General features: G+C 72.1%; 13 protein-coding genes. 2 read left to right on the top strand and 11 right to left on the bottom strand.

From position 1 onward, the window contains the following. The first annotated feature begins 21 nt into the window (after positions 1 to 21). Positions 22 to 579: a TetR/AcrR family transcriptional regulator gene (locus tag ACP4E5_RS43840; RefSeq protein ID WP_425840128.1), complete on the top strand. Its 558-nt coding sequence runs from the start codon at positions 22 to 24 to the stop codon at positions 577 to 579. An 83-nt stretch (positions 580 to 662) separates the two neighbouring features. Here ACP4E5_RS43840 and ACP4E5_RS43835 read toward each other — a convergent pair whose 3' ends face one another. From ACP4E5_RS43835 to ACP4E5_RS43820, 4 genes are all read right to left on the bottom strand, one after another. Next, positions 663 to 1,307, bottom strand: coding sequence for a LysE family translocator (locus ACP4E5_RS43835; RefSeq protein WP_425840125.1), 645 nt, complete (start codon positions 1,305 to 1,307; stop codon positions 663 to 665). 221 nt (positions 1,308 to 1,528) lie between these two features. Further along, positions 1,529 to 2,461, bottom strand: a complete 933-nt coding sequence (gene hemC / locus ACP4E5_RS43830; RefSeq protein WP_425840122.1) for a hydroxymethylbilane synthase — start codon at positions 2,459 to 2,461, stop codon at positions 1,529 to 1,531. A gap of 76 nt (positions 2,462 to 2,537) precedes the next feature. Then, positions 2,538 to 3,197 carry an HD domain-containing protein gene (locus ACP4E5_RS43825; RefSeq protein WP_425840119.1) on the bottom strand — a complete coding sequence of 220 codons (660 nt, stop codon included), beginning with the start codon at positions 3,195 to 3,197 and terminating at the stop codon, positions 2,538 to 2,540. Between the two features lie 36 nt (positions 3,198 to 3,233). After that, positions 3,234 to 3,812 carry a TetR/AcrR family transcriptional regulator gene (locus ACP4E5_RS43820; protein ID WP_425840116.1) on the bottom strand — a complete coding sequence of 193 codons (579 nt, stop codon included), beginning with the start codon at positions 3,810 to 3,812 and terminating at the stop codon, positions 3,234 to 3,236. Positions 3,813 to 3,983: 171 nt separating this feature from the next. Between ACP4E5_RS43820 and ACP4E5_RS43815 the strand changes: the two genes are divergently transcribed. Beyond that, positions 3,984 to 4,553: a hypothetical protein gene (locus tag ACP4E5_RS43815; protein ID WP_425840113.1), complete on the top strand. Its 570-nt coding sequence runs from the start codon at positions 3,984 to 3,986 to the stop codon at positions 4,551 to 4,553. Between the two features lie 18 nt (positions 4,554 to 4,571). On the opposite strand, the gene ACP4E5_RS43810 is transcribed toward ACP4E5_RS43815, so the two are convergent. The 7 genes from ACP4E5_RS43810 to ACP4E5_RS43780 form a co-directional block, all read right to left on the bottom strand. Further along, the gene (locus tag ACP4E5_RS43810) at positions 4,572 to 5,324 is read right to left on the bottom strand and encodes a PIG-L deacetylase family protein (protein WP_425840111.1); all 753 of its coding nucleotides are present in this window, start codon (positions 5,322 to 5,324) and stop codon (positions 4,572 to 4,574) included. Between the two features lie 40 nt (positions 5,325 to 5,364). Next, the gene (locus ACP4E5_RS43805; RefSeq protein WP_425840108.1) at positions 5,365 to 6,669 is read right to left on the bottom strand and encodes an alpha/beta fold hydrolase; all 1,305 of its coding nucleotides are present in this window, start codon (positions 6,667 to 6,669) and stop codon (positions 5,365 to 5,367) included. 63 nt (positions 6,670 to 6,732) lie between these two features. Beyond that, the gene (locus tag ACP4E5_RS43800; RefSeq protein ID WP_425840105.1) at positions 6,733 to 7,224 is read right to left on the bottom strand and encodes a nitroreductase/quinone reductase family protein; all 492 of its coding nucleotides are present in this window, start codon (positions 7,222 to 7,224) and stop codon (positions 6,733 to 6,735) included. 90 nt (positions 7,225 to 7,314) lie between these two features. Then, positions 7,315 to 8,343 carry a LacI family DNA-binding transcriptional regulator gene (locus ACP4E5_RS43795; protein ID WP_425840102.1) on the bottom strand — a complete coding sequence of 343 codons (1,029 nt, stop codon included), beginning with the start codon at positions 8,341 to 8,343 and terminating at the stop codon, positions 7,315 to 7,317. A 92-nt stretch (positions 8,344 to 8,435) separates the two neighbouring features. Continuing rightward, complete coding sequence (locus ACP4E5_RS43790) at positions 8,436 to 11,627, bottom strand: family 78 glycoside hydrolase catalytic domain (RefSeq protein ID WP_425840099.1); 3,192 nt, start codon at positions 11,625 to 11,627, stop codon at positions 8,436 to 8,438. A 139-nt stretch (positions 11,628 to 11,766) separates the two neighbouring features. Next, positions 11,767 to 15,144: a glycosyl hydrolase gene (locus ACP4E5_RS43785; RefSeq protein WP_425840096.1), complete on the bottom strand. Its 3,378-nt coding sequence runs from the start codon at positions 15,142 to 15,144 to the stop codon at positions 11,767 to 11,769. 59 nt (positions 15,145 to 15,203) lie between these two features. Continuing rightward, positions 15,204 to 17,792 carry a beta-L-arabinofuranosidase domain-containing protein gene (locus ACP4E5_RS43780; RefSeq protein WP_425840093.1) on the bottom strand — a complete coding sequence of 863 codons (2,589 nt, stop codon included), beginning with the start codon at positions 17,790 to 17,792 and terminating at the stop codon, positions 15,204 to 15,206. Positions 17,793 to 17,889: the final 97 nt, after the last annotated feature.

Genomic DNA, 17,889 nt, shown 5'->3' with positions numbered 1-17,889 from the left:
AGCGGTCCTACGCTCACCGTCATGAGCAGCCCCGCCCCCTCCCCCGACGACGGCGACCGCCGCACCCTGGTCCTGGAATCGGCCATGGCCACGTTCGCGCGCTTCGGATACCGGAAGACCTCGATGGAGGAAGTGGCACGGGCCGCGCACATCTCCCGGCCGGGCCTCTACTTCCTCTTCTCCTCGAAGGAGGACCTGTTCCGTGCGGCGGTCACCCGGACCCTGGAGCGGGACATCAGCGCGATCGAACGCATCCTGGCCGACACCGACCGCCCCCTTCCGGAACGCGTCGTGGAAGCGTTCGACCAGTGGGCAGGCCGCTACATCGGCCCGCTGTCGGGCGACATCACGGCGGTCATCGAGGACAACCCTCGCCTCCTCGGCGAAATCGTGACGACGGCGCCGAGACGCTTCGAGGAAATGCTGACCAGCGCGATCGCCCACGAGTCGGCACGAGAAGCCGCCGTCCCCATCGCCCAGACACTCATCAGCACCTCGATCGGCCTCAAGTACCAGGCAACGTCAAGGGAGTTCTACGTGGACCGGATGACGGCCGCGGTCGCGTTGCTGGTGCACTGAAGACGGTCCCGGGCGTGGCACAGGGCGCGCCCGCCATCGGGCGCGTACGACAACGAGCGCACGAACGCCCCGAGTGAGCGGGCTCAGCCGGAGACAGGCGTGCGGGACAGCGCGGTGCGCAGCGCGAAGACGCCGAGCAGGCCGCCCGCCGTGAACCTTTGGGCGGTCATGGCGCGGGGCCGGGACGCCAGGAATCCCGACACCCGTGCGGCGCCCAGCATGATCAGGGCGTTCACGGTGATCCCCACGACGATCTGTACGCCACCGAGTTGGAGCAGTTGCCCCCAGGCCGGCCCGGCGTGCGGGTCGAGGAACTGGGGCAGCAGCGCGGCGTACATGAGCGCGATCTTGGGGTTGAGCAGGTTGGTCAGCAGCCCCATCGAGAACAGGCGGGCGTCGGAGACCGGAGGAAGGTCCGCCGCCGGGGCGAACGGCGAGCGGCCGCCGGGCTTGAGCATGTTCCAGGCCAGGTAGGCGAGGTACGCGGCCCCGGCGAGCTTGACCACGAGGAACGCCACCGGCACGGCGGCGAACAGCGCGGACAGTCCCGCGGCAGCGGCCACCAGATAGGCCACGAAGCCCACGGCGGTTCCACTGAGGCTGACCAGGCCCGCCCTGCGTCCCTGGGTGATCGCGCGGGAGGCGAGGTGGATCATGTTCGGTCCCGGCGTGAGGGCCATGCCCAGTTCGACCAGGGCCACTCCCCCGACCGCGGTCGCACTGATCACCGTTCACCCTCCAGGTCGCTCGTCCGGCGCCTGATGGGCATACGGGCACCCGGGTGCGACGGACGACCGCGACGCATGGTCGGCGTGCTGCCCGAACACCCGTGCCACAGGTTACGCGATCAGGAGAACCCGCCGGTCAGGGCCTCGGTCTTCAGTGCGGAAACCCGTCGGTCAGGCCTTCGGTCCTGAGTGCGGAAACCCGCCGGTCAGGCCCTCGGCCCTCAGTGCGGAATCCCGTCGATCAGCTCCCGCGCCCCCTGCCGCAGCAGTGCCACCGCCACCGACATCCCCAGCGTCGCCGGGTCCAACGGGCCCGCCCACTCCTGCGCGTTGAGCACCCGCTTGCCGTCGGGGGTGAAGACGCAGGCCCGCAGCGACAGGTCGCCGGAGCGCTCGGCGCGTGCGTATCCGGCGATCGGTGAGTTGCAGTGGCCCTGGAGGACGTGCAGGAACATGCGCTCGGCCGTCGCCTCGCGCCAGGTGTCGCGGTCGCCGAGACCGGTCACCGCCTCCAGTGTCGACGTGTCGTCCTCGCGGCACTGGAGCGCCAGGATCCCGGCGCCGATCGGCGGGCAGATCGTCTCCGGCGAGAGGACCTCCGTGATGACGTCGGTGCGCCCGATCCGCTCAAGTCCCGACAGCGCGAGGAGGAGTACGTCCGCGTCGCCCGCCGCCATCTTCTCCATGCGACGGTTGGCGTTCCCGCGCATCGGGACGCATTCCAAGTGCGGGTGGGACGCGGCGAGTTGGGCGACGCGGCGGACCGAGGACGTGCCGACGCGGGTGCCCTCGGGCAGCTCGTCGAGGGTGCGGCCCGCCGGGTCGATCAGCGCGTCCCGCACGTCGTCCCGCTTGAGGTACGCGCCGAACGTGCACCCCTCCGGCAGCGGCCTGTCGGCCGGAATGTCCTTGAGGCAGTGCACGGCGAGGTCGGCCTGCCCGTCGAGCAGCGCCCGGTCGACCTCCTTGGTGAAGGCGCCCTTGCCGCCGAGCTTCGACAGGTCACCCATCCACTTGTCGCCGCTGGTCGTGACCGGCACGACCTCGGTCCGGATCCCGGGGTGCAGCGCGGCGAGTTCGGCGCGGACACGCTCCACCTGGGCCAGCGCCATCGGCGACGAACGGGAGACGATACGGATCAACTCGGCTGACATGCCGACACGATAGCCCCTTCGGCGTCGAGGAGCTCGACACACCCCCGCCGATGCCCCCGCACACAGCGGGCCTTACTCACCGGGGCTCGGCGGGCCTCGACCAGCCGCGTGCCTCGCCCTCGTCGATGAGCCGTTGCCCCGCCTGCCACAGGGGCGCGGAGGCTTCCCCGATCACGGCTTTGCGGGCGCGGACGTCGTCGGCGGTGACGCCCGGGGTGCGCCATGTGCCGCCGCGCGCCATCCAGTTGAGGAGGAGGGGCTGAAGCCGGTCCATCGCCTTGGCGAACGCCGCTTCAGGGGTGCGCCGCTCCTCGAACTCGTCCCACAGTGCCCTCATGCGCCGACCCTGGTCCGCCGGAAGCAGGCCGAACAGCTCGTCGGCCGCGGCACTCTCCCGCTCCTCCTGATCCTCGCCCGCGGCACTGTCGTACAGGGGTGTGTCGCCGGCGTAGATCTCCACCAGGTCGTGCAGGAGCACCAGTTGGACGGTGTGCCCGACGTCGATCGGCCGGTCGGAGTGCTCGGCGAGGACGACGACCATCATCGCCAGGTGCCACGAGTGCTCCGCGTCGTTCTCCCTGCGGTCCGCCGCGGCCAGGGGCGACTGCCGCAGGACGGTCTTGAGCTGATCCACCTCGACGAGAAACGTGAGTTGGTCCCGCAGCCTTTCGTCGAGGCCGTCGGGGAACGGCGTCTTGTCGGCAAGCAGGCCGCGGCGCTCGTGCTCGTCACTCATGCCTTCATCGTGGCATGCGCCCCGGCCGGCCCGCCCTCATTCAGGACGCAGAATGCCTTCGACTCCGTGCAGGAAGGTCTCGGAGATGAGCACGGGATCGAAGAGGCAACCGGCGGCCATCGCGCCGTCCCGGAGCATGACGAAGTGCCGGCCCGCCGCGTCCGCGGGCGTGCAGCCGGCCTGGTCGAGCAGCTCGACGGCCGTTTCCAGGAACCAATGGCGATGCGCCAGCACGGCCTGGTGGACCGGATGCGACGGGTCGGGGTACTCCGCCGCGGCGTTCAGGAAGGCGCAGCCGCGAAAGCCCGAGGACCGAATGCCCTCGGTGATCGTGCGGGCGACGGCGCGGACCGTGTCGGGGGCCGACAACTCCTGGGCGCGGACGGCCTCGACCTGCCCCCGGATGCCCAGATCCGCCTGCTTCAGGTAGGCGGCGACGAGCTCTTCCTTGCCCTTGAAGTGCCGGTACAGCGTGGCCCGGGTGACCTGGGCCTCTTCGATGATCCGGTCCACGCCGACCGAGTGGATCCCCTCGGTGTAGAAGATGCGGGTCGCCGTGGAGAGCAGCCGCGTCCGCGCCTCGGACGTCCTGCCGCTTGTCGTGCTCGCGCTCATGGCGCCACCGTACCAGGCGCACGAGGGAGAACGTTCGGTCTTGACGACGGCCCCCGGTCGGCCTTAGATGGAAAGAGACCGAACGTTCTCCCTCGGTCGGGCGCCCTGTCTTCCTGCTCTTCACCGTCCTCTGAATCCGTCCCCTGAATCCGTCCTCTGAAAGGGACCCACATGGAATCCGTCGTCTCCACACCCGACCCCGCACCCGCCGCCCCCGCATCGAGCCCCGCCGCGTCGCTGCGCCGCCTGTACCTGCTCCGCTTCGCTTTCGCCGCCGTGTGGGCCGGCCTGCTGTTCACGAGCGCCGACACGCTGGGGCCCCTCAGCAAGACGCTGCTGGTGCTCTATCCCTTGTTCGACGTGGCCTGCGCGATCGTCGACGTCCGCTCCGCGAGGGCGGGACGCGGGCCGGTGCGCGGCCTCTACGCGAACATCGCGCTCAGCGTCCTGACCACCGCGGGGCTCCTCGCGGCCGTCGCCTCCGGCATCCCGGACGTGCTGCGCCTGTGGGGCGCCTGGGCCATCACCGCGGGCCTCGTCCAACTGACCGTCGGTGTCCTGCGGCGTGGCATGGGCGGACAGATCCCGATGATCGTCAGCGGTGGCATCTCCGCCCTCGCCGGGGCCTCCTTCATCGCCCAGGCGGCGAAGGACGGCGCTTCCCTCACCAACCTGGCCGGATACGCCTTCCTCGGCGGCGTGTTCTTCCTCGTCTCCGCGCTCCGGCTGCGCCGGCGGTGAGGGAGAACGGTGCGTGACCTACCGGCTGAACACCTCGAACGGCACCGCGGGCTTCCCGCCGAACCGCTCGGCCGCCGCCTGCGCGTTCCCCGTCAGGAAGGTGCGGCAGTACGTCTCCGGGTCCTCGCTCGTCAACACCTCGATGTACGTACGGTGTTCGAGCAGGGAGCTGATGGAGCGCTCGAGCCCGGCCGTGGCGTCGACGGCGTGCGTGGGCTGTGCGGAACCGGCGATGGCCACCCACCGCACCCCGTTCCACGGCTCAAGGCCCTGCTCGGTCAGCTCGGGGAAGATCCACCGGTTGCCCGCGTCGCCCGCCGCGTCGAGCGTCGCCCGGCCGACGGCGACGTGGTCGGGCGTGTTCCAGTACACGCCGCCCCACGTGTCGCGGTGGTTGAGGGTGATGACGAGTTCCGGGCGGTGGCGGCGGATCGCGGCGGCGATGTCGCGGCGCAGCGCCGTGCCGTACTCGATGACGCCGTCCCGGTGGTCGAGGAACTCGACCGTCTCCACCCCGACGACGGCCGCGCTCGCCCGCTGCTCCTGCTCGCGCAGCGGGCCGCACTTGGCGGGTTCGAGGGTGTCGATGCCGGCCTCGCCGCGGGTGGCGAGCACGTAGGTGACCTCGCGGCCCGCGTCCGTCCAGGCCGCGATGGCGGCGGCGCAGCCGTACTCCAGGTCGTCCGGGTGGGCGACGACGGCGAGAGCGCGCTGCCAGTCCTCCGGCATGGACTGCAACGGGGCTTGGTTGTCCGGTTCGGGCAAGGTCATACGGGCATCGTATGGCCCCGCCCGGTCCGACGGCAGGCTCTTACGCCTCGCCCCGCGCCATCGCCAGCAACCGGTCCAGTACCCGCGGTCCGCCCGCCCGCAGGCCGTCGTGCTCGAACTCGTTGGTCACCCACGGGCGGAGCCCCCGGATCGTCCGGGCCGTGTGCAGCGCGTGCTCCGTGTCGACGTACATGTCGTCGTGGTAGACGGCGGCGACCGCGGGGACCTCGTTCGCGGCGAGCCGGGTCGGGTCGTAGAGCGGCGCCCAGTCGGCGCGGGCGGCGACCCGCTCCGCGACCTCGCGCAGCGGGCGCAGCGCCGGGTCGCAGTCGAACTGCCACGGGTGGATGGTCTCGCCGGTGAACAGCAGCGGCCCGCCGTCCGCGAGGGCCTTCTCCCCGTCGAACTGCGGGAATTCCCCGCGTACGCGCTCCGCGGACCAGTCGGTGGCCCGGCCGCCCTGCGCGTAGATGGCCTCGTGGAGGACGGCGTACAGCGGGTGGGGGCGGTACGAGAGTGCGCCCGCGAGTTGTTCCTGGAACGCGTCGGACAGCTCCAGCCCACCCGGAGTCCGCACGAACGCGTCCTCCAGCAGGTAGTGCAGCCGGTCGCTGCCGTCGCCGGCGCCGAGCCAGATGCCGAGGGACTGGAAGGCGGGGACGGTGAGCCGGTAGCCGTTCGGCAGGACCGGCTCGTGCTCCTGCACGTACGCGGCGATGTCCCGCGCCCGCTCGACGTCCATCGGGTAACGGGCGTAGTGCGCCCTGACCTTGCGCTCGACGCGCGGGTACGCGGCCCGGTAGACGTCGTCCGCGTGACCGTCGAGGGTCGGCAGGCCGCCCGTGATGATCGCGGTTTCCAAGCCCTCCGGCGCGGACGACAAATAGCGGACGGCGCAGAAGCCGCCGAAGCTCTGGCCGAGGATCGTCCAGGGCGCGCCGCCGGTGACCTCGCGGCGGATGAACTCGCAGTCCCGCACGATCGAGTCGGCGCGGAAGTGCCCCACGTACGCGGCCTGTTGCCCGGCGTCGCCGCGCAGCGGGAGCGTCTGGCGGTTGACGGTGGCCGAGGCGCCGGTGCCGCGCTGGTCGAGGAGGAGGACCCGGTAGTCCTTCAACGCGCGGCCGAGCCAGGCCTGCGGGCCGGAGAAGCGGTTGGCGCCGAAGCCGGGGCCGCCCTGGAGGTAGAGCAGCCACGGCAGGTTCTCGTGCGCGCGCCCCGGAGCGACGGCCTCGCGCGCGAAGAGCTCGATGCGCTCCCCGTCGGGACGGTCATGATCCAGGGGTACGGAGAACCGACGGTCGGTGAGGACGACCCCGGCCTGTCGGTAGCTGGCGGCGCTCAATGCGGCTCCTGTGCGGCGGTGCGGACGGTACGTCCGCCCAGTTTCCCACCCTCCCCCACGCGGCTACGGACCGGCTGGTGAGCGCTGTCCCGGTGCGGTCTCCAGGACGACCACCGTGGTCTCGAACGACCGCTTCGCCGCGAACGCGTCCAGGTTCTTCTCGATCTCCCGCCAGCGGTCCCACAGCCGGGCCCGCTCGTCGCCCGTCGCGGCGCGCGCTCGCACCGTCCGCCGCCCGGTGACCAGGTGGACGGTCGCCTCGGGGTGCGCCTGGAGGTTGAGCCACCAGGCGGGCTCTCCTGGTCCCCATCCGTTCATGGCCAGGGTGACCAGGTGCGGGCCGTCCTCGACGTAGGCGACGATGACGCCGCGTCGACGTCCGGTACGGCGGCCCGTGGTGGTCAGCCGCAAGGTGCCCCACTTGTCGGGGCGCGGCTTCCACAGTCCGATCCGGCCGCCGAAGGCCCGGTACGCGCCCCGGTGCACCGACCAGGCCAGGCGGATGAACCAGCGTGGCGGGAGCCACGGCGCTTTCGTACGGTTCTGGGCCGGCATGACGACCTCCCCACGCACGGTTGGCGGCGGTTCCGCAGCACGCTAGCCGCGGGCGGCCGCCCCGGATAGGGCCGAACGGTCCGCCGGCACTCAGCGCGCGCCCAGGCTCGATCCGCGCACCACCAACTCCGGCTGCAGCACCACCCGTCGGTGCTCGTGGGGGCGTCCCGGTTCGTCCGCCGCCTCGATCTCCTCCAGGAGCAGGTCCGCGGCGAGCGCGCCCATGTGGACCGCGGGCTGGCGCACCGAGGTGAGCGGGACCGCGGCCGCCGAAGCGAACTCGATGTCGTCGTAGCCGACGATCGCCATGTCGTCGGGCACCCGGACGCCGGCGGCGTACAGGGACTGCAGGACGCCGAGGGCGAGGAGGTCGTTGGCGCAGAAGACGGCCGTGGGGCGCTCGGTGAGGCCGAGGAGGCGGGCGCCCGCGTCGCGGCCCGCGGCCACGTCCAGGCGCTCGGTCGGGAGTTCGCGCAGCACGGAGGCCGGGAGACCGGCCTCCTTCAGGGCGCGCAGGGCGCCCTGGCGGCGGTCCTCGACCTGGTTGAGGGTGCGCGGGCCGCTGACGTAGGCGATGCTGCGGTGTCCCGCGTCGATGAGGTGGCGCACGGCGAGCGCGCCGCCGTTGACGTCGTCGACCGAGACCGAGCATTCCGTGGCGCCTTCGGCGACCCGGTCGACCAGGACGAACGGGATGTCATGCCTGCGGAAGGCCTCCACGGTGGGGCCGGTCGCCTCGGCGGGTGTCAGGAGGACACCGCGCACCCGCTGCTCGGCGAAGAGCGACAGGTACTCGGCCTCTTCGGCGGGGCTCTGCGCGCTGTTGCACACCATCACCCCGAGCCCGGCGTCCCGCGAGGCGCGCTCGGCGCCGCGCGCGACATCCACGAAGAACGGGTTGCCCATGTCGAGGACGAGCAGGCCGATGATGCGGCTGCGTCCGGCGCGCAACTGCCGCGCGGACTCGCTGCGGACATAGCCCAGCCGCTCGATGGCGGCGAGCACGCGCGCCCGCGTCGCGTCGGCCACGGCGTCGGGCCGGTTGATCACATTCGAGACCGTGCCCACGGACACCCCCGCTTCGCGGGCGACATCCTTGATCCCCACGGACTGTCCCATCGGGTGTGGTCCTCCTGGTGAGCTGGTGCGGCAGTCGGAGTGTACGTGGGCGTGTCCGTCCGGCGTCCGGCCGGCCGAACATGCCGTGCGTGTCACTCCGCCTTGTCGTACGTGGAGCGGAACGTCCAGGTGCCGGGGCCGACGTCGTAGAGCGCCTTGCCGCCCTCCGTGCCCACGAGCCGCGCGCCCTGCGGTGCGTCGACCCGGCCCGAGGTGACCGGGACTTCCACGCGGGCCGTGCTGCCCGCCGGGACGGTGGCCTTCAGTGCGAGGCGGCCGTCGGCGCGCTGCCACTGGCTCGCCGACCTGCCGTAGGGCGTGGTGTACGTGGCGCGGGCCGAGGTGAGGTCGCCGACGACGGCCGGGGCGATGCGCAGCGCGCGGTAGCCGACGGAGTCGGCGCGCTGGCCGAGTCCGGCGAGGCGGGTGCTGAACCAGGCGTCGATCGCGCCGAGCATGAAGTGGTTCTGCGACTGGCCCGAGCCGCCGTCCCAGCTCTCGCCTAGCGCGGTGTTGCCGTGCACGACCTGGTAGCCGTAGCTCGGGGACGTGGTCCGGGTGGCGATCTTGTAGACGATGTCGTCGCGGCCGGCGTCCGAGAGCACGCGGAACGCGGCGGGCAGGGAGATCTCGCCGAGCAGCAGGTGATGGTCGGCGGCCTGGATCGCGGACACCAAGTGGGCGAGCAGGCGGGCGCGTTGGCCCTCGGGGTAGGCACCCATGTCGAGGGCGAGGGCCTCGGCGCCCTGTCCGCCGCCGCCGAAGGTTCCGGTGGCGTCGTCGTAGTAGGTGTCGGACAGGGCCTTTGCGCTGATGTCGGCCTTGGCCCTGTACGTGGCCGCGTCGTCGTCGTGGCCCAGGACGCGGGCGATGTCGCTGAGGGCGTTCACCACGCGCCAGTAGCCGTAGGTGCCGGCTACGGCCTTGGGGAAGGTCTTGTCGGGGGTGAACCAGTCGCCGAGGGAGTAGTCGAGGATGCCGCCGGAGACCTTCTGCTCCAGGAACGTCACGTACTGCTTCATCCGCGAGTAGTAGGCGCGCAGCGTTTCCGTGTCGCCGTACTGGGTGTAGAGCTGCCACGGTACGAGGACGAACGCGCCGCCCCAGTTGGCGTCGTTGCGGTAGGTGCCTGCCAGCTCCACGTAGTCGGGAACGGTGGAGGGGATCAGGCCTTCCGGTGTCTGGGCGTCCGCCATGTCGCGCACGATCTTGCGGAGGTAGGAGCGCATGTCGTAGTTGGCGGCGAGAGTGGGGAAGACGAGCTGGTCCTGTTCCAGCCAGCCGAGTTTCTCGCGGCTGGGGCAGTCGGTGAGGACGCTCATCATGTTGCCCTCGACGGCACGGCGGGTGATCCGGTGGATGCCGTTGATGAGGTCGTTGGAGCTGTCGAAGGTGCCCGCGGAGGCGTTGTCGGTGCGGAGCACCTTTCCGCGCACGGAGACCGTGGCGCCGGCGGGCAGTCCGCGGATCTCCACGTAACGGAAGCCGTGGTAGCTGAACTTGGGGTGCCAGGTCTCGGTCCGCTCGCTTGCGGTGGTGTAGCTGTCCCACAGGGGTGCGCCGACGTTGCTGATGGACTGGTCGGCGTGGCCGTCCTTCAGGCTCTCGGCGGGGTAGGCGCGGAGGGTGGTGCCTCTGGGGGCGGTGACGGTGAGTTCGGGCCAGCCCGCGATGTTGCGGCCGAGGTCGAAGACGCGGCTGCCGGAGGCGGCGCCGGGCACCTCGGTGCCCTTGAGGGTCTCCACGGCGCGGACGGGTTCGGTCTCGCGGGCGCTGAGGGTGGCGGGGGTGTCGGAGGCGTCGACCTTCGTCGCCTTCGCCCAGGTGGTGTGGTCGCGGCTCGGCTCGCGGCGGGCGTCGTAGTCCTCTCCGCCGTACCAGTTGGAGGACGTGGTGGCGCCCAGCGTGGTGCGCCAGTCGCTGCCGGTGGCGATGCGGCGGACGCTGCCATCGGCGAGGGTGACCTCCAGCTGGGCGATGAGCTTCGGGTCGGCCTTGTTGCCGTACAGCTTGCGGTAGCGGTCGGCGGTGGAAAGCTGATTGGAGATACCGTTGCCGAGTTCGACGGCCAACGAGTTGGCGCCGCCGCGGAGTTGGCCGGTGACGTCGTAGGTGGCGTACTGGACGCGGTCGGCGAAGTCGGTGTTGGCGGGTTCGAGAACGGCGTCGCCGACGGCCTTGCCGTTGAGCTTCGCGTCGTAGACACCGAGCCCCGCCATGTAGAGGCGGGCCTTGCGGATGCCGGCCGGGAGGGCGAAGTCCTTGGCGAGGACGGGGAGTCCGGAGGGGAGGTAGGGGGTGGGCGGCCGCTGGTCGGTGACGGTCGCGGCGGCGGCGAAGGGCCCATCGGCGGCGTCCGCGGTGCCGATCGTGTAGTCGACGGGGAAGCTCGGTACGCGGCCGTCGTCGGTGAGGACGTCTGCGCGTGGGTAGAGGGTGACCTGGTCGAAGGACTTCGCGTCCTTCAGGTCGAGGGTGAGCGTGATGTGTGCGTCGGTGTCGGCGTGGGGTGCGCTGGAGTAGCCGGCGGCCTGGTTCCAGGCGCTGTTGGTGAGGCCGTCGGTGGCCAACTTCGGTTCCCACACCTTGCGTTCGGTGTCGGATTCGGAGGCGGTGACGGTGGCGCCCTGGGCGAGGTCGACATCTGGATCGGAGCCGGAGTCCCTGACCTCGATCTCGGCGAGCTGGAGTCGGTGGGAACGGGTGAGGGTGTCGTCGGCGAGCGGCAGGCCCAGCTTGGTGACGTCGAGGCGGACGTAGCGGGCGGTGGTGCGGGGCAGGTGGACGACGACGGGCTGGACGGCACGCTTGCTCAGCTGCCAGTCCTTGTGGGTGATCCAGTCGGCGGACCAGTCCTTGGCATGGGTCAGTCCCGTCTCGAAGACGCCGGGCGCGCTCCACGCGGAGGGAGTGCGGGCGCCCGGCGACCACGACTGGACGCGCCAGTACACGCGGGTACGGGAGTCGAGGGCGCGGCCGGCATAGGTGGCCTGCGGAACGGCGGACGCGATCTCACCCGAGTCCCAGAGGTCGGGGCGGCCCGCGGCGAGCGCGGCGGGGCTGGTCGCGGCCTGCACACGGTAGGCCCGCTGGGCGCTGCCGCGCGGCTGCCAGCTGAGCTCGGGCGTGGTGTCGTCGATACCGAGGGCCTGCTTCAGGTGCTGCGCCCGTAGGCCGATGGCCGCCGGGCCCGCGTCCGCGGGGACGGCGACGGCGGAGGGCGCCACCGTGATCAGCACGGTCAGCGCGGCGGCGAGCAGCAGGGTACGTCTGGGGCGGGGCATGGCGGTAGTCCTTCCGGGGGCGTACGCGCGGAGAGGCGATCAAGCGGAGCGATCGGGCGGGGGCGGGTGCGGCCGGTGTGCGCTGGGCCTGTCACGCGGGCCCCAGCTCGACGGGCAGCGGGCAGCGGGCCGAGCGCCGTCACGCACGAACCAGGTCGACGGCCAGCGGGCGGCGCGGGCGCAGCGCGACCGGCCCGAGCAGGCCGGACGGGAGGGGTTTCTTGCGTTCGTTGGAGAGGGTGTTGGAGACGCGGACCGCGATCCGGTTCACGCCCGCCTTCAGGCCTTCGGTCACGTCGACGAGGTACGGCGACCACAGGGCCGGGCCGAACTCCTTGCCGTTGATGGTCACTTGGGCCACCTCGCGAACGGTGCCGAGGTCGAGCAGGAGGCGGCGGCCGGTGAGGGCGGCGGAGTCTAGCGTGACGTCCTTGGTGTAGGTGCCGCTGCCGGAGAAGAGGGGGTCGATGTCGCTCCAGTCCCCCAGCGGCCGGGTGACGGGCTCGGCGCCGTCCTTGGCGAGGGTCAGCGTCCAGTCGCCTTCGACGGGGATCGGGGCGAGGGTGTCGGTGACCTTCGCCGTGCCCGTGTACGTGGTGTCGCCGTCGCGGCCGGTGAGGCGGTGGGTGCCGGGGGCGTCGGCGAGCGCGGTGACGCGCAGCGTGCCGCGGCGGCGGGTGACGGAGGTGACGGGCAGGCCGTCGGCTTCGGTCAGGTAGGGGGCGGCCGGGGCGTGCGCGCGGACGACGACGGCGAGGGTCTCGTACGGCTTGAGCTCCAACGGGAGGCGTACGCCCTGCCGGGTGGGCCGCGCGCGCACGGGGGCGGGGCGCACGGTGCCGGTGGCCGGGTCCCACAGTTCGGGTTCGCCGTGCGCGGGCAGCAGAGCGGTCGTACTGACCGGGCTTCCGCTCTCGTTGTTGAAGAGGAACGCAGTGTCGGCGCCGCGCGTGGTGCGCAGCACGCGGACGGCGTCGGCGGCGGGTTCCAGGACGGTTGCCCGGACGCCGCTGCCGTCGGCCACCGCGCGCAGCCCATCGGGGTCGGTGACGCGTACGGCGCGCCCCTTGCCGAGGCGACGGGCGCCGCGGTCGGTGAGGAGTGCGCTCCACGCCTCGGCGAGGGCGGCGTCGTCGCCGTCGGCGGCGAGCGCGGGTGCCGCGCCGACCGCGACGACGGTGCCACCAGAGCGTACGAACGCGGTGAGCGTACGCACGGCCGCCGTGTCCAGGACCGGCGTCGCGGGCACCACGACGAGTTCGTACGCCGCGTGTCCGACGCTCAGCCGGCCGCCGTCGGTCCCGGCGTGCGCGAGCAGCGCCTTGTCGCCGGTGAGCGCACCCTCATGGACGAGGTCGAAGTCGACCTGGGCGCGTTCCAGGGCGTAGGCCGCGTCGGCGAACGCGCCGTCCACCTCGCCCTGCCGGTCCGTCGCGGTGAACTGCTCGGCGGCGCGCTGCGGTTGGAGCACGGCGGTGCGTGCGCCGGAGGTGCCGCGGGCCAGTTCCATCACGCGGCCGATCCACGCGGTGATCGGCGGCATCGACCACCACCACGGGTTGCGGGGGCCGAACGGCGGCGCGAAGTAGACGTGGGTCTCGTCGGTCCACAGGGCGTGCAGCACGGCGAGGTTGACGCCGCGGGTGGCGAACGCGCCGACGAGTGCGCGCATGAAGTCGGGGGCGATCTGCCAGCCCATGTTGCCGAACATCTCCATCAGGACGCGCGGCCGGCCCGTCTGATGGGCGACGGACGCCGGGTTGCGCGGATCCATCGTGGGGGTGGCCAGCTCGTACTCGGCGGTGATGCAGTCGCCGCCGGGAACCTGCGCCCACTGGTTGATCTTGTGCAGGTCTCCGGTGGAGGCGATGCGTTTGGAGGGTGCGGTCTCGTCGTAGAGCGGGTTGGTGATGAGGCGGACGCCGCGCTCGGCGTACCACTCGGACTGTTTCTCGAAGTAGCGCGAGAACCGGTCGGAGACGGCCCGCCAGTAGCGGCCGCGCAGCACCCGGCCGCGTTCGCCGAGGTCGTCGTAGGCGCTGGCGTAGGCGGCTCCCGGCTGGGCGCCGACGCTGTCGAGCGCGGCGGCCAGGGTGGGCGACCAGGGGCGGCGCTTGAAGGAGTGCGGCTGGGCGGAGGCGATGAACGGTTCGTCGTCCCAGAAGCCCTTGACGACGGTGCCGAAATGGCGGCCGAAACGGCGGTGGTACTCGCCGGGCACGATGTCGAGGAACAGGTCCACCGGTTCGTCGTCGAGCAGGTCGAGATAGCCTCGGGAGTAGCCGGAGGAGTCGTCGGTGAGGGTGGCGCCGCCGAACAGGTCGATCTGCCAGCGGCCCGCCGGGACCTGCCAACTCCCCTCCCCCAGGCGCCCGGTGAGCTCGACGAGCTCGTCGGCTTCCGTGGCGTCGACCGGGCGGGCGGTCGCCGCGGCGGGGCTCGGCGTCCCCTTGGGTGCGGGGCGGGTGGCGAAGTCCCCGGCGGCGGACGAGGTGTCGAAGGTCTGCGCGTAGAGGCTGCCGCCGTCCGCGCCGGCGACCTTCAACTCCTCCCACAGGGAGCGCTGTCCGTCGCGGGCGTGCACGCCGACGCGGTGGCCGGTGAGGGTGTCGTCGCTGACGCCGCCCTTGTCCTTGCCGTCGAGGGTCACGGAGACGGCGGCGCCGCGCACGGTGACGGCGAGCGTGTGGAACTTGGTCTTGTTGAAGCCGTCGGTACGGGTCGACCTGGCGAGCTGGGCCGGGGCGCCGCCGGCGATCCGTGACAGCGTGACGACGCCGGTCTGGTCGAACTCGACGAGCAGGGCGTCGCGTCCGTCGGCCGAGGCCCGTACGAGCAGGCCCGCGGCGGCGACATCGGCCTTGGCGGCGGCGGTGACGGTGCAGTCGCCCCAGTCGGCGCCGGTACGGAGCACGGCGGGGCCCGCCAGGACGGTGTCGTCGACGACGAGTTGGCCGACGTCGACGCCGACGCCGGTGGTCTCCGCCAGGTGTACGGTGCCCGGGCCCTCGACGACCGCGGTGGACCGCCACAGGCCCTTGAGGCGCAGGTCGGGGCGGGGCTCGTAGGTGCGGGAGCCGACGGTGCCGCCGTTGGCGACGAAGTATCCGGCGCGGCCGCTCGGGAAGTGGTTGTCGTTGAACAGCCACACCTTCATGCCGGTCCGCTCGGCGACGTCGATGACGTGTCCGACGACGTCGAACCAGTCCTCGGTGAAGAAGGCGGGCTGCATCTCGGCGTTGTCGTACGGGAAGACGACGACCTCGTACATGCCCTTGTCGCGCAGGTCGGCCAGTTGGGTGTCGATGAGTTCGTGGGTGACGGGGCCGTTCCAGTACCAGTAGACGGCGGGCCGGCTGTCGCGGCGCGGATCGGCGAAGCCGGCGGCGTCGAAGCCGGCGGTGCGGGCGGTGTCCGCGACGGCGGCCGAGGGCAGACCGCCGGTCACGGCGGCTGCGGTGAACGCGGACAGAGCGACGAAGCCGCGTCTGGACAGGGCGGGGCGGGGTCCGAGCATGGCGGGGGCCTTCTGGTCGGTGTGCGGGCGGGTTTGGGCGGACGCCGATTCGGGAGGGGTCAGGTGCGGGCGAGCGTGGCGAGCGTCTCACCGGTCAGCGCCCGGTTGTGGACGCGGAAGTCGGCGACCACGCCGTGCAGGTAGGGGTGGCTCGGGTTCTGTGAACGGCCCAGGTAGTTGCGGGTGGTGGCGCCCAGGAGCAGCGGCGAGGTGACGAGGGCGTCGTTGCGTCCGGCCTCGGCGCCGTCGACGTAGAGCACCGCGCTGCCGTCGCCGATGGTGAGCGCGACGTGGGCCCATCTCCCGGTCGGCAGCGGCGCGTCCGCGTCGACGAAGTCCTCGCCCTCCATCCCGGCGATCTTCAGCGCGGCGCGGGGGCGCCCGGTGCCGGTGCGGGCGGCGAGGAAGAGGTAGGTGGACTTGTGGTAGCCGAGGTCGAAGACGCGCGCAGAGTCGGCCTGGGTGTCGACGCGGACCCAGGCGCTCAGGGTGAGCGCGGTCAGTCCGCTGACCAGCCCCTTGGGCAGGGCGACATGGCCGCCCGCGCCGTCGAGAGCGACGGCGGGGGTGTGTCCGTCGCGGCCGGTGGCCCAGGTGGCGCCCTCGGCGAGCGTGGCATCCGCGAAGGTTCCGGTCGTGTCGGACGCGGCGGGGCCGCGACCCTCGTCGAGCGGGTAACGGGCGAGTTCGCGGGCGCGGGTGGGGCGCGGCACCGTCGCGAAGTAGACGTTGTAGTGCTGGTGGTGCACTTGACGGAAGGGCCGCAGGGCGACGTCCGCGCCACCGGCCTCCGTGGCCGTGAACTGCGCCTGCGCCGCGACGACTTGGCGGACGGAAGAGTGGTCGAGCGCGGGGATGGTGGGCGAGGCGGTGTTCCCGTAGGCACCCGCGAGCACCAGCGGCCCGTAGGAGAGGGCCTGGACGTGCGGATTGTCGGGCGCGGGCCGCCAGGTGACGGCGCGCGGCAAGGTCAGCTCGACCGTGTCGCCCGCGCGCCAGGCCCGGTCCAGGGCGAGGTAGCTGCCGGGGCGCGCGTGCGCGGCGTCCACGGCGCGCCCGTTGACGGTAACGCGCGGGACCAGGCGCCGGTCGGCGTCGCCGAGCCAGGCCGGGATGCGCAGCATGAGGCGGAACCGGGCACTGCCACCGGTGACGGTGAGCCGCACCGTGCCGGAGCTCTCCGGATAGCCGCCCTCCTGGCGAAGCGTCACCCCGTGGGCGCGCCAACGAACTTCGGACGGAATGTACAGATTCACGTACAGCTCGGCGGGGGCGCGGCCCGGGGAGGCGAAGTAGATGGTGTCGGCGAACTTGGTGTGGGTCTCCAGGCCGGTGCCGTGGTCGCAGGAGAAGTTGTCGTAGTCGCCGCTGTAACTGCCGGGCGCGGCACCGAGACCACCTTTGGGCTGCCGCTGGGAGCCGGCCCACAGCCCGGTGTAGTAGGTGACGAAGCCGTGCTCCGAGTCGGGGTCCTGCTCGCCGAGCATCTGGTTGTGCAGCGCCCACTCGTAGTGGTCCATATAGGCGGCGGTGCCAGGGTCGCGCAGGAAGAGCCGGCGGCCCAGCTTGAGCATGTTGTACGTGTTGCAGTTCTCGCAGGTGACGTCGGACAGCCGGCTGACGATCTCGCCGGGCGGGCCGAAGAACTCCTGATTGGAGTTGCCTCCGATGATGTACGAGTGGTCGTGGACAACGATGTCCCAGAAGTGCGCGGCGATGGCCCGGTAACGCGCGTCGCCGGTCGCGTCGTACAGCCGGGCCACTCCCACGATCTTGGCGATCTCGGTGTTGGCGTGGTGCCCGTCGAGCTCGTCGCGCCCGGCGGCCAGCGGCTCGAACAGGTCCTCCTGGTCGAAGCGGCGCGCGGTGCGCAGCGCGGTGGCGTCGCCGGTGGCCAGGTGCAGGGAGGCGAGGACGTCGTTCATGCCGCCCCACTCCACGCGCAGCACATTGCGCAGCCCGGTCTCGTCGAGCGGCGCCATCCGGCTCTCGACCCAGCGGGCCATGCCCTGGACGACGTCGAGTGCCTGCTCGTTGCCGCTGAGCAGGTACTGGTCGAGCAGCCCGGCCATGATCTTGTGAATGGTGTAGTACGGCGCCCAGGGCCGACCGCCCGCCTCCAGGTCGGCGAAGACCTTCTCGGGGAACGCCGACAGATAGCCCGCGCCGAATCCGGCGGCGGGTCCCGCCTGTTGACACTCGGCCAAAGCCCTCACCAGGCGGACACCCTTGTCGGCGTACTCCCGCTCACCGGTGTTGGCGTGCGCCTGGGCGAGGCCGGACAGCAGGTGTCCGGTGGTGTGGCCGCGCAGTTGGACGTCCGGGGCCTCCCAACCGCCGCAGGGCTCGGCATCCGAGGGGAGGCCGACGTTGACGCGGAAGGTGTGCAGCAGGCGGTCGGGGTCGACGGCCTTCAGGTAGGCGCAGGTGCGGAGCATGTTCGCCCGGAAGGGGCTGTCGAGCAACGTCACGTCGCGCAGCGGGACTTCGGCGAGCCCGGCCGCCGCAGTGCCGTCGGCGCCGCCGGGTGGCACCTCCGCGGCGAAGGCGTCCCTGCCGAATCCGGGGGCCGCGCCGAGGACCGCCGCACCGGCCAGCACCCCCGATCCGGCGGCGAACCGGCGTCGCGTCAGCTCAGGTCCGGGCATGCGGCAGCTCCTTTGCGTGCGCGTCCGTGCGGAAGGGGCGAGGGCACGGCGCCGGTGCGCTGAGGACACCAGGCACTTGAATCGTTTCGCCCCGATG

This window comes from Streptomyces fractus (assembly GCF_049844455.1).
Classification (GTDB): Bacteria; Actinomycetota; Actinomycetes; order Streptomycetales; family Streptomycetaceae; genus Streptomyces; species Streptomyces fractus.
Note: the sequence above shows the minus strand (reverse complement) of the source record. Positions and strands in the feature narration are given on the sequence as shown.

Bases quoted from the DNA above. Each gene is read 5' to 3' on its own strand.
- ACP4E5_RS43785 (WP_425840096.1), bottom strand. From the start codon at position 15,144: ATGCTCGGACCCCGCCCCGCCCTGTCCAGACGCGGCTTCGTCGCTCTG.
- ACP4E5_RS43820 (WP_425840116.1), bottom strand. From the start codon at position 3,812: ATGAGCGCGAGCACGACAAGCGGCAGGACGTCCGAGGCGCGGACGCGG.
- ACP4E5_RS43780 (WP_425840093.1), bottom strand. From the start codon at position 17,792: ATGCCCGGACCTGAGCTGACGCGACGCCGGTTCGCCGCCGGATCGGGG.
- ACP4E5_RS43815 (WP_425840113.1), top strand. From the start codon at position 3,984: ATGGAATCCGTCGTCTCCACACCCGACCCCGCACCCGCCGCCCCCGCA.
- ACP4E5_RS43825 (WP_425840119.1), bottom strand. From the start codon at position 3,197: ATGAGTGACGAGCACGAGCGCCGCGGCCTGCTTGCCGACAAGACGCCG.
- ACP4E5_RS43795 (WP_425840102.1), bottom strand. From the start codon at position 8,343: ATGGGACAGTCCGTGGGGATCAAGGATGTCGCCCGCGAAGCGGGGGTG.
- ACP4E5_RS43840 (WP_425840128.1), top strand. From the start codon at position 22: ATGAGCAGCCCCGCCCCCTCCCCCGACGACGGCGACCGCCGCACCCTG.
- ACP4E5_RS43800 (WP_425840105.1), bottom strand. From the start codon at position 7,224: ATGCCGGCCCAGAACCGTACGAAAGCGCCGTGGCTCCCGCCACGCTGG.
- ACP4E5_RS43810 (WP_425840111.1), bottom strand. From the start codon at position 5,324: ATGACCTTGCCCGAACCGGACAACCAAGCCCCGTTGCAGTCCATGCCG.
- hemC (WP_425840122.1), bottom strand. From the start codon at position 2,461: ATGTCAGCCGAGTTGATCCGTATCGTCTCCCGTTCGTCGCCGATGGCG.
- ACP4E5_RS43790 (WP_425840099.1), bottom strand. From the start codon at position 11,627: ATGCCCCGCCCCAGACGTACCCTGCTGCTCGCCGCCGCGCTGACCGTG.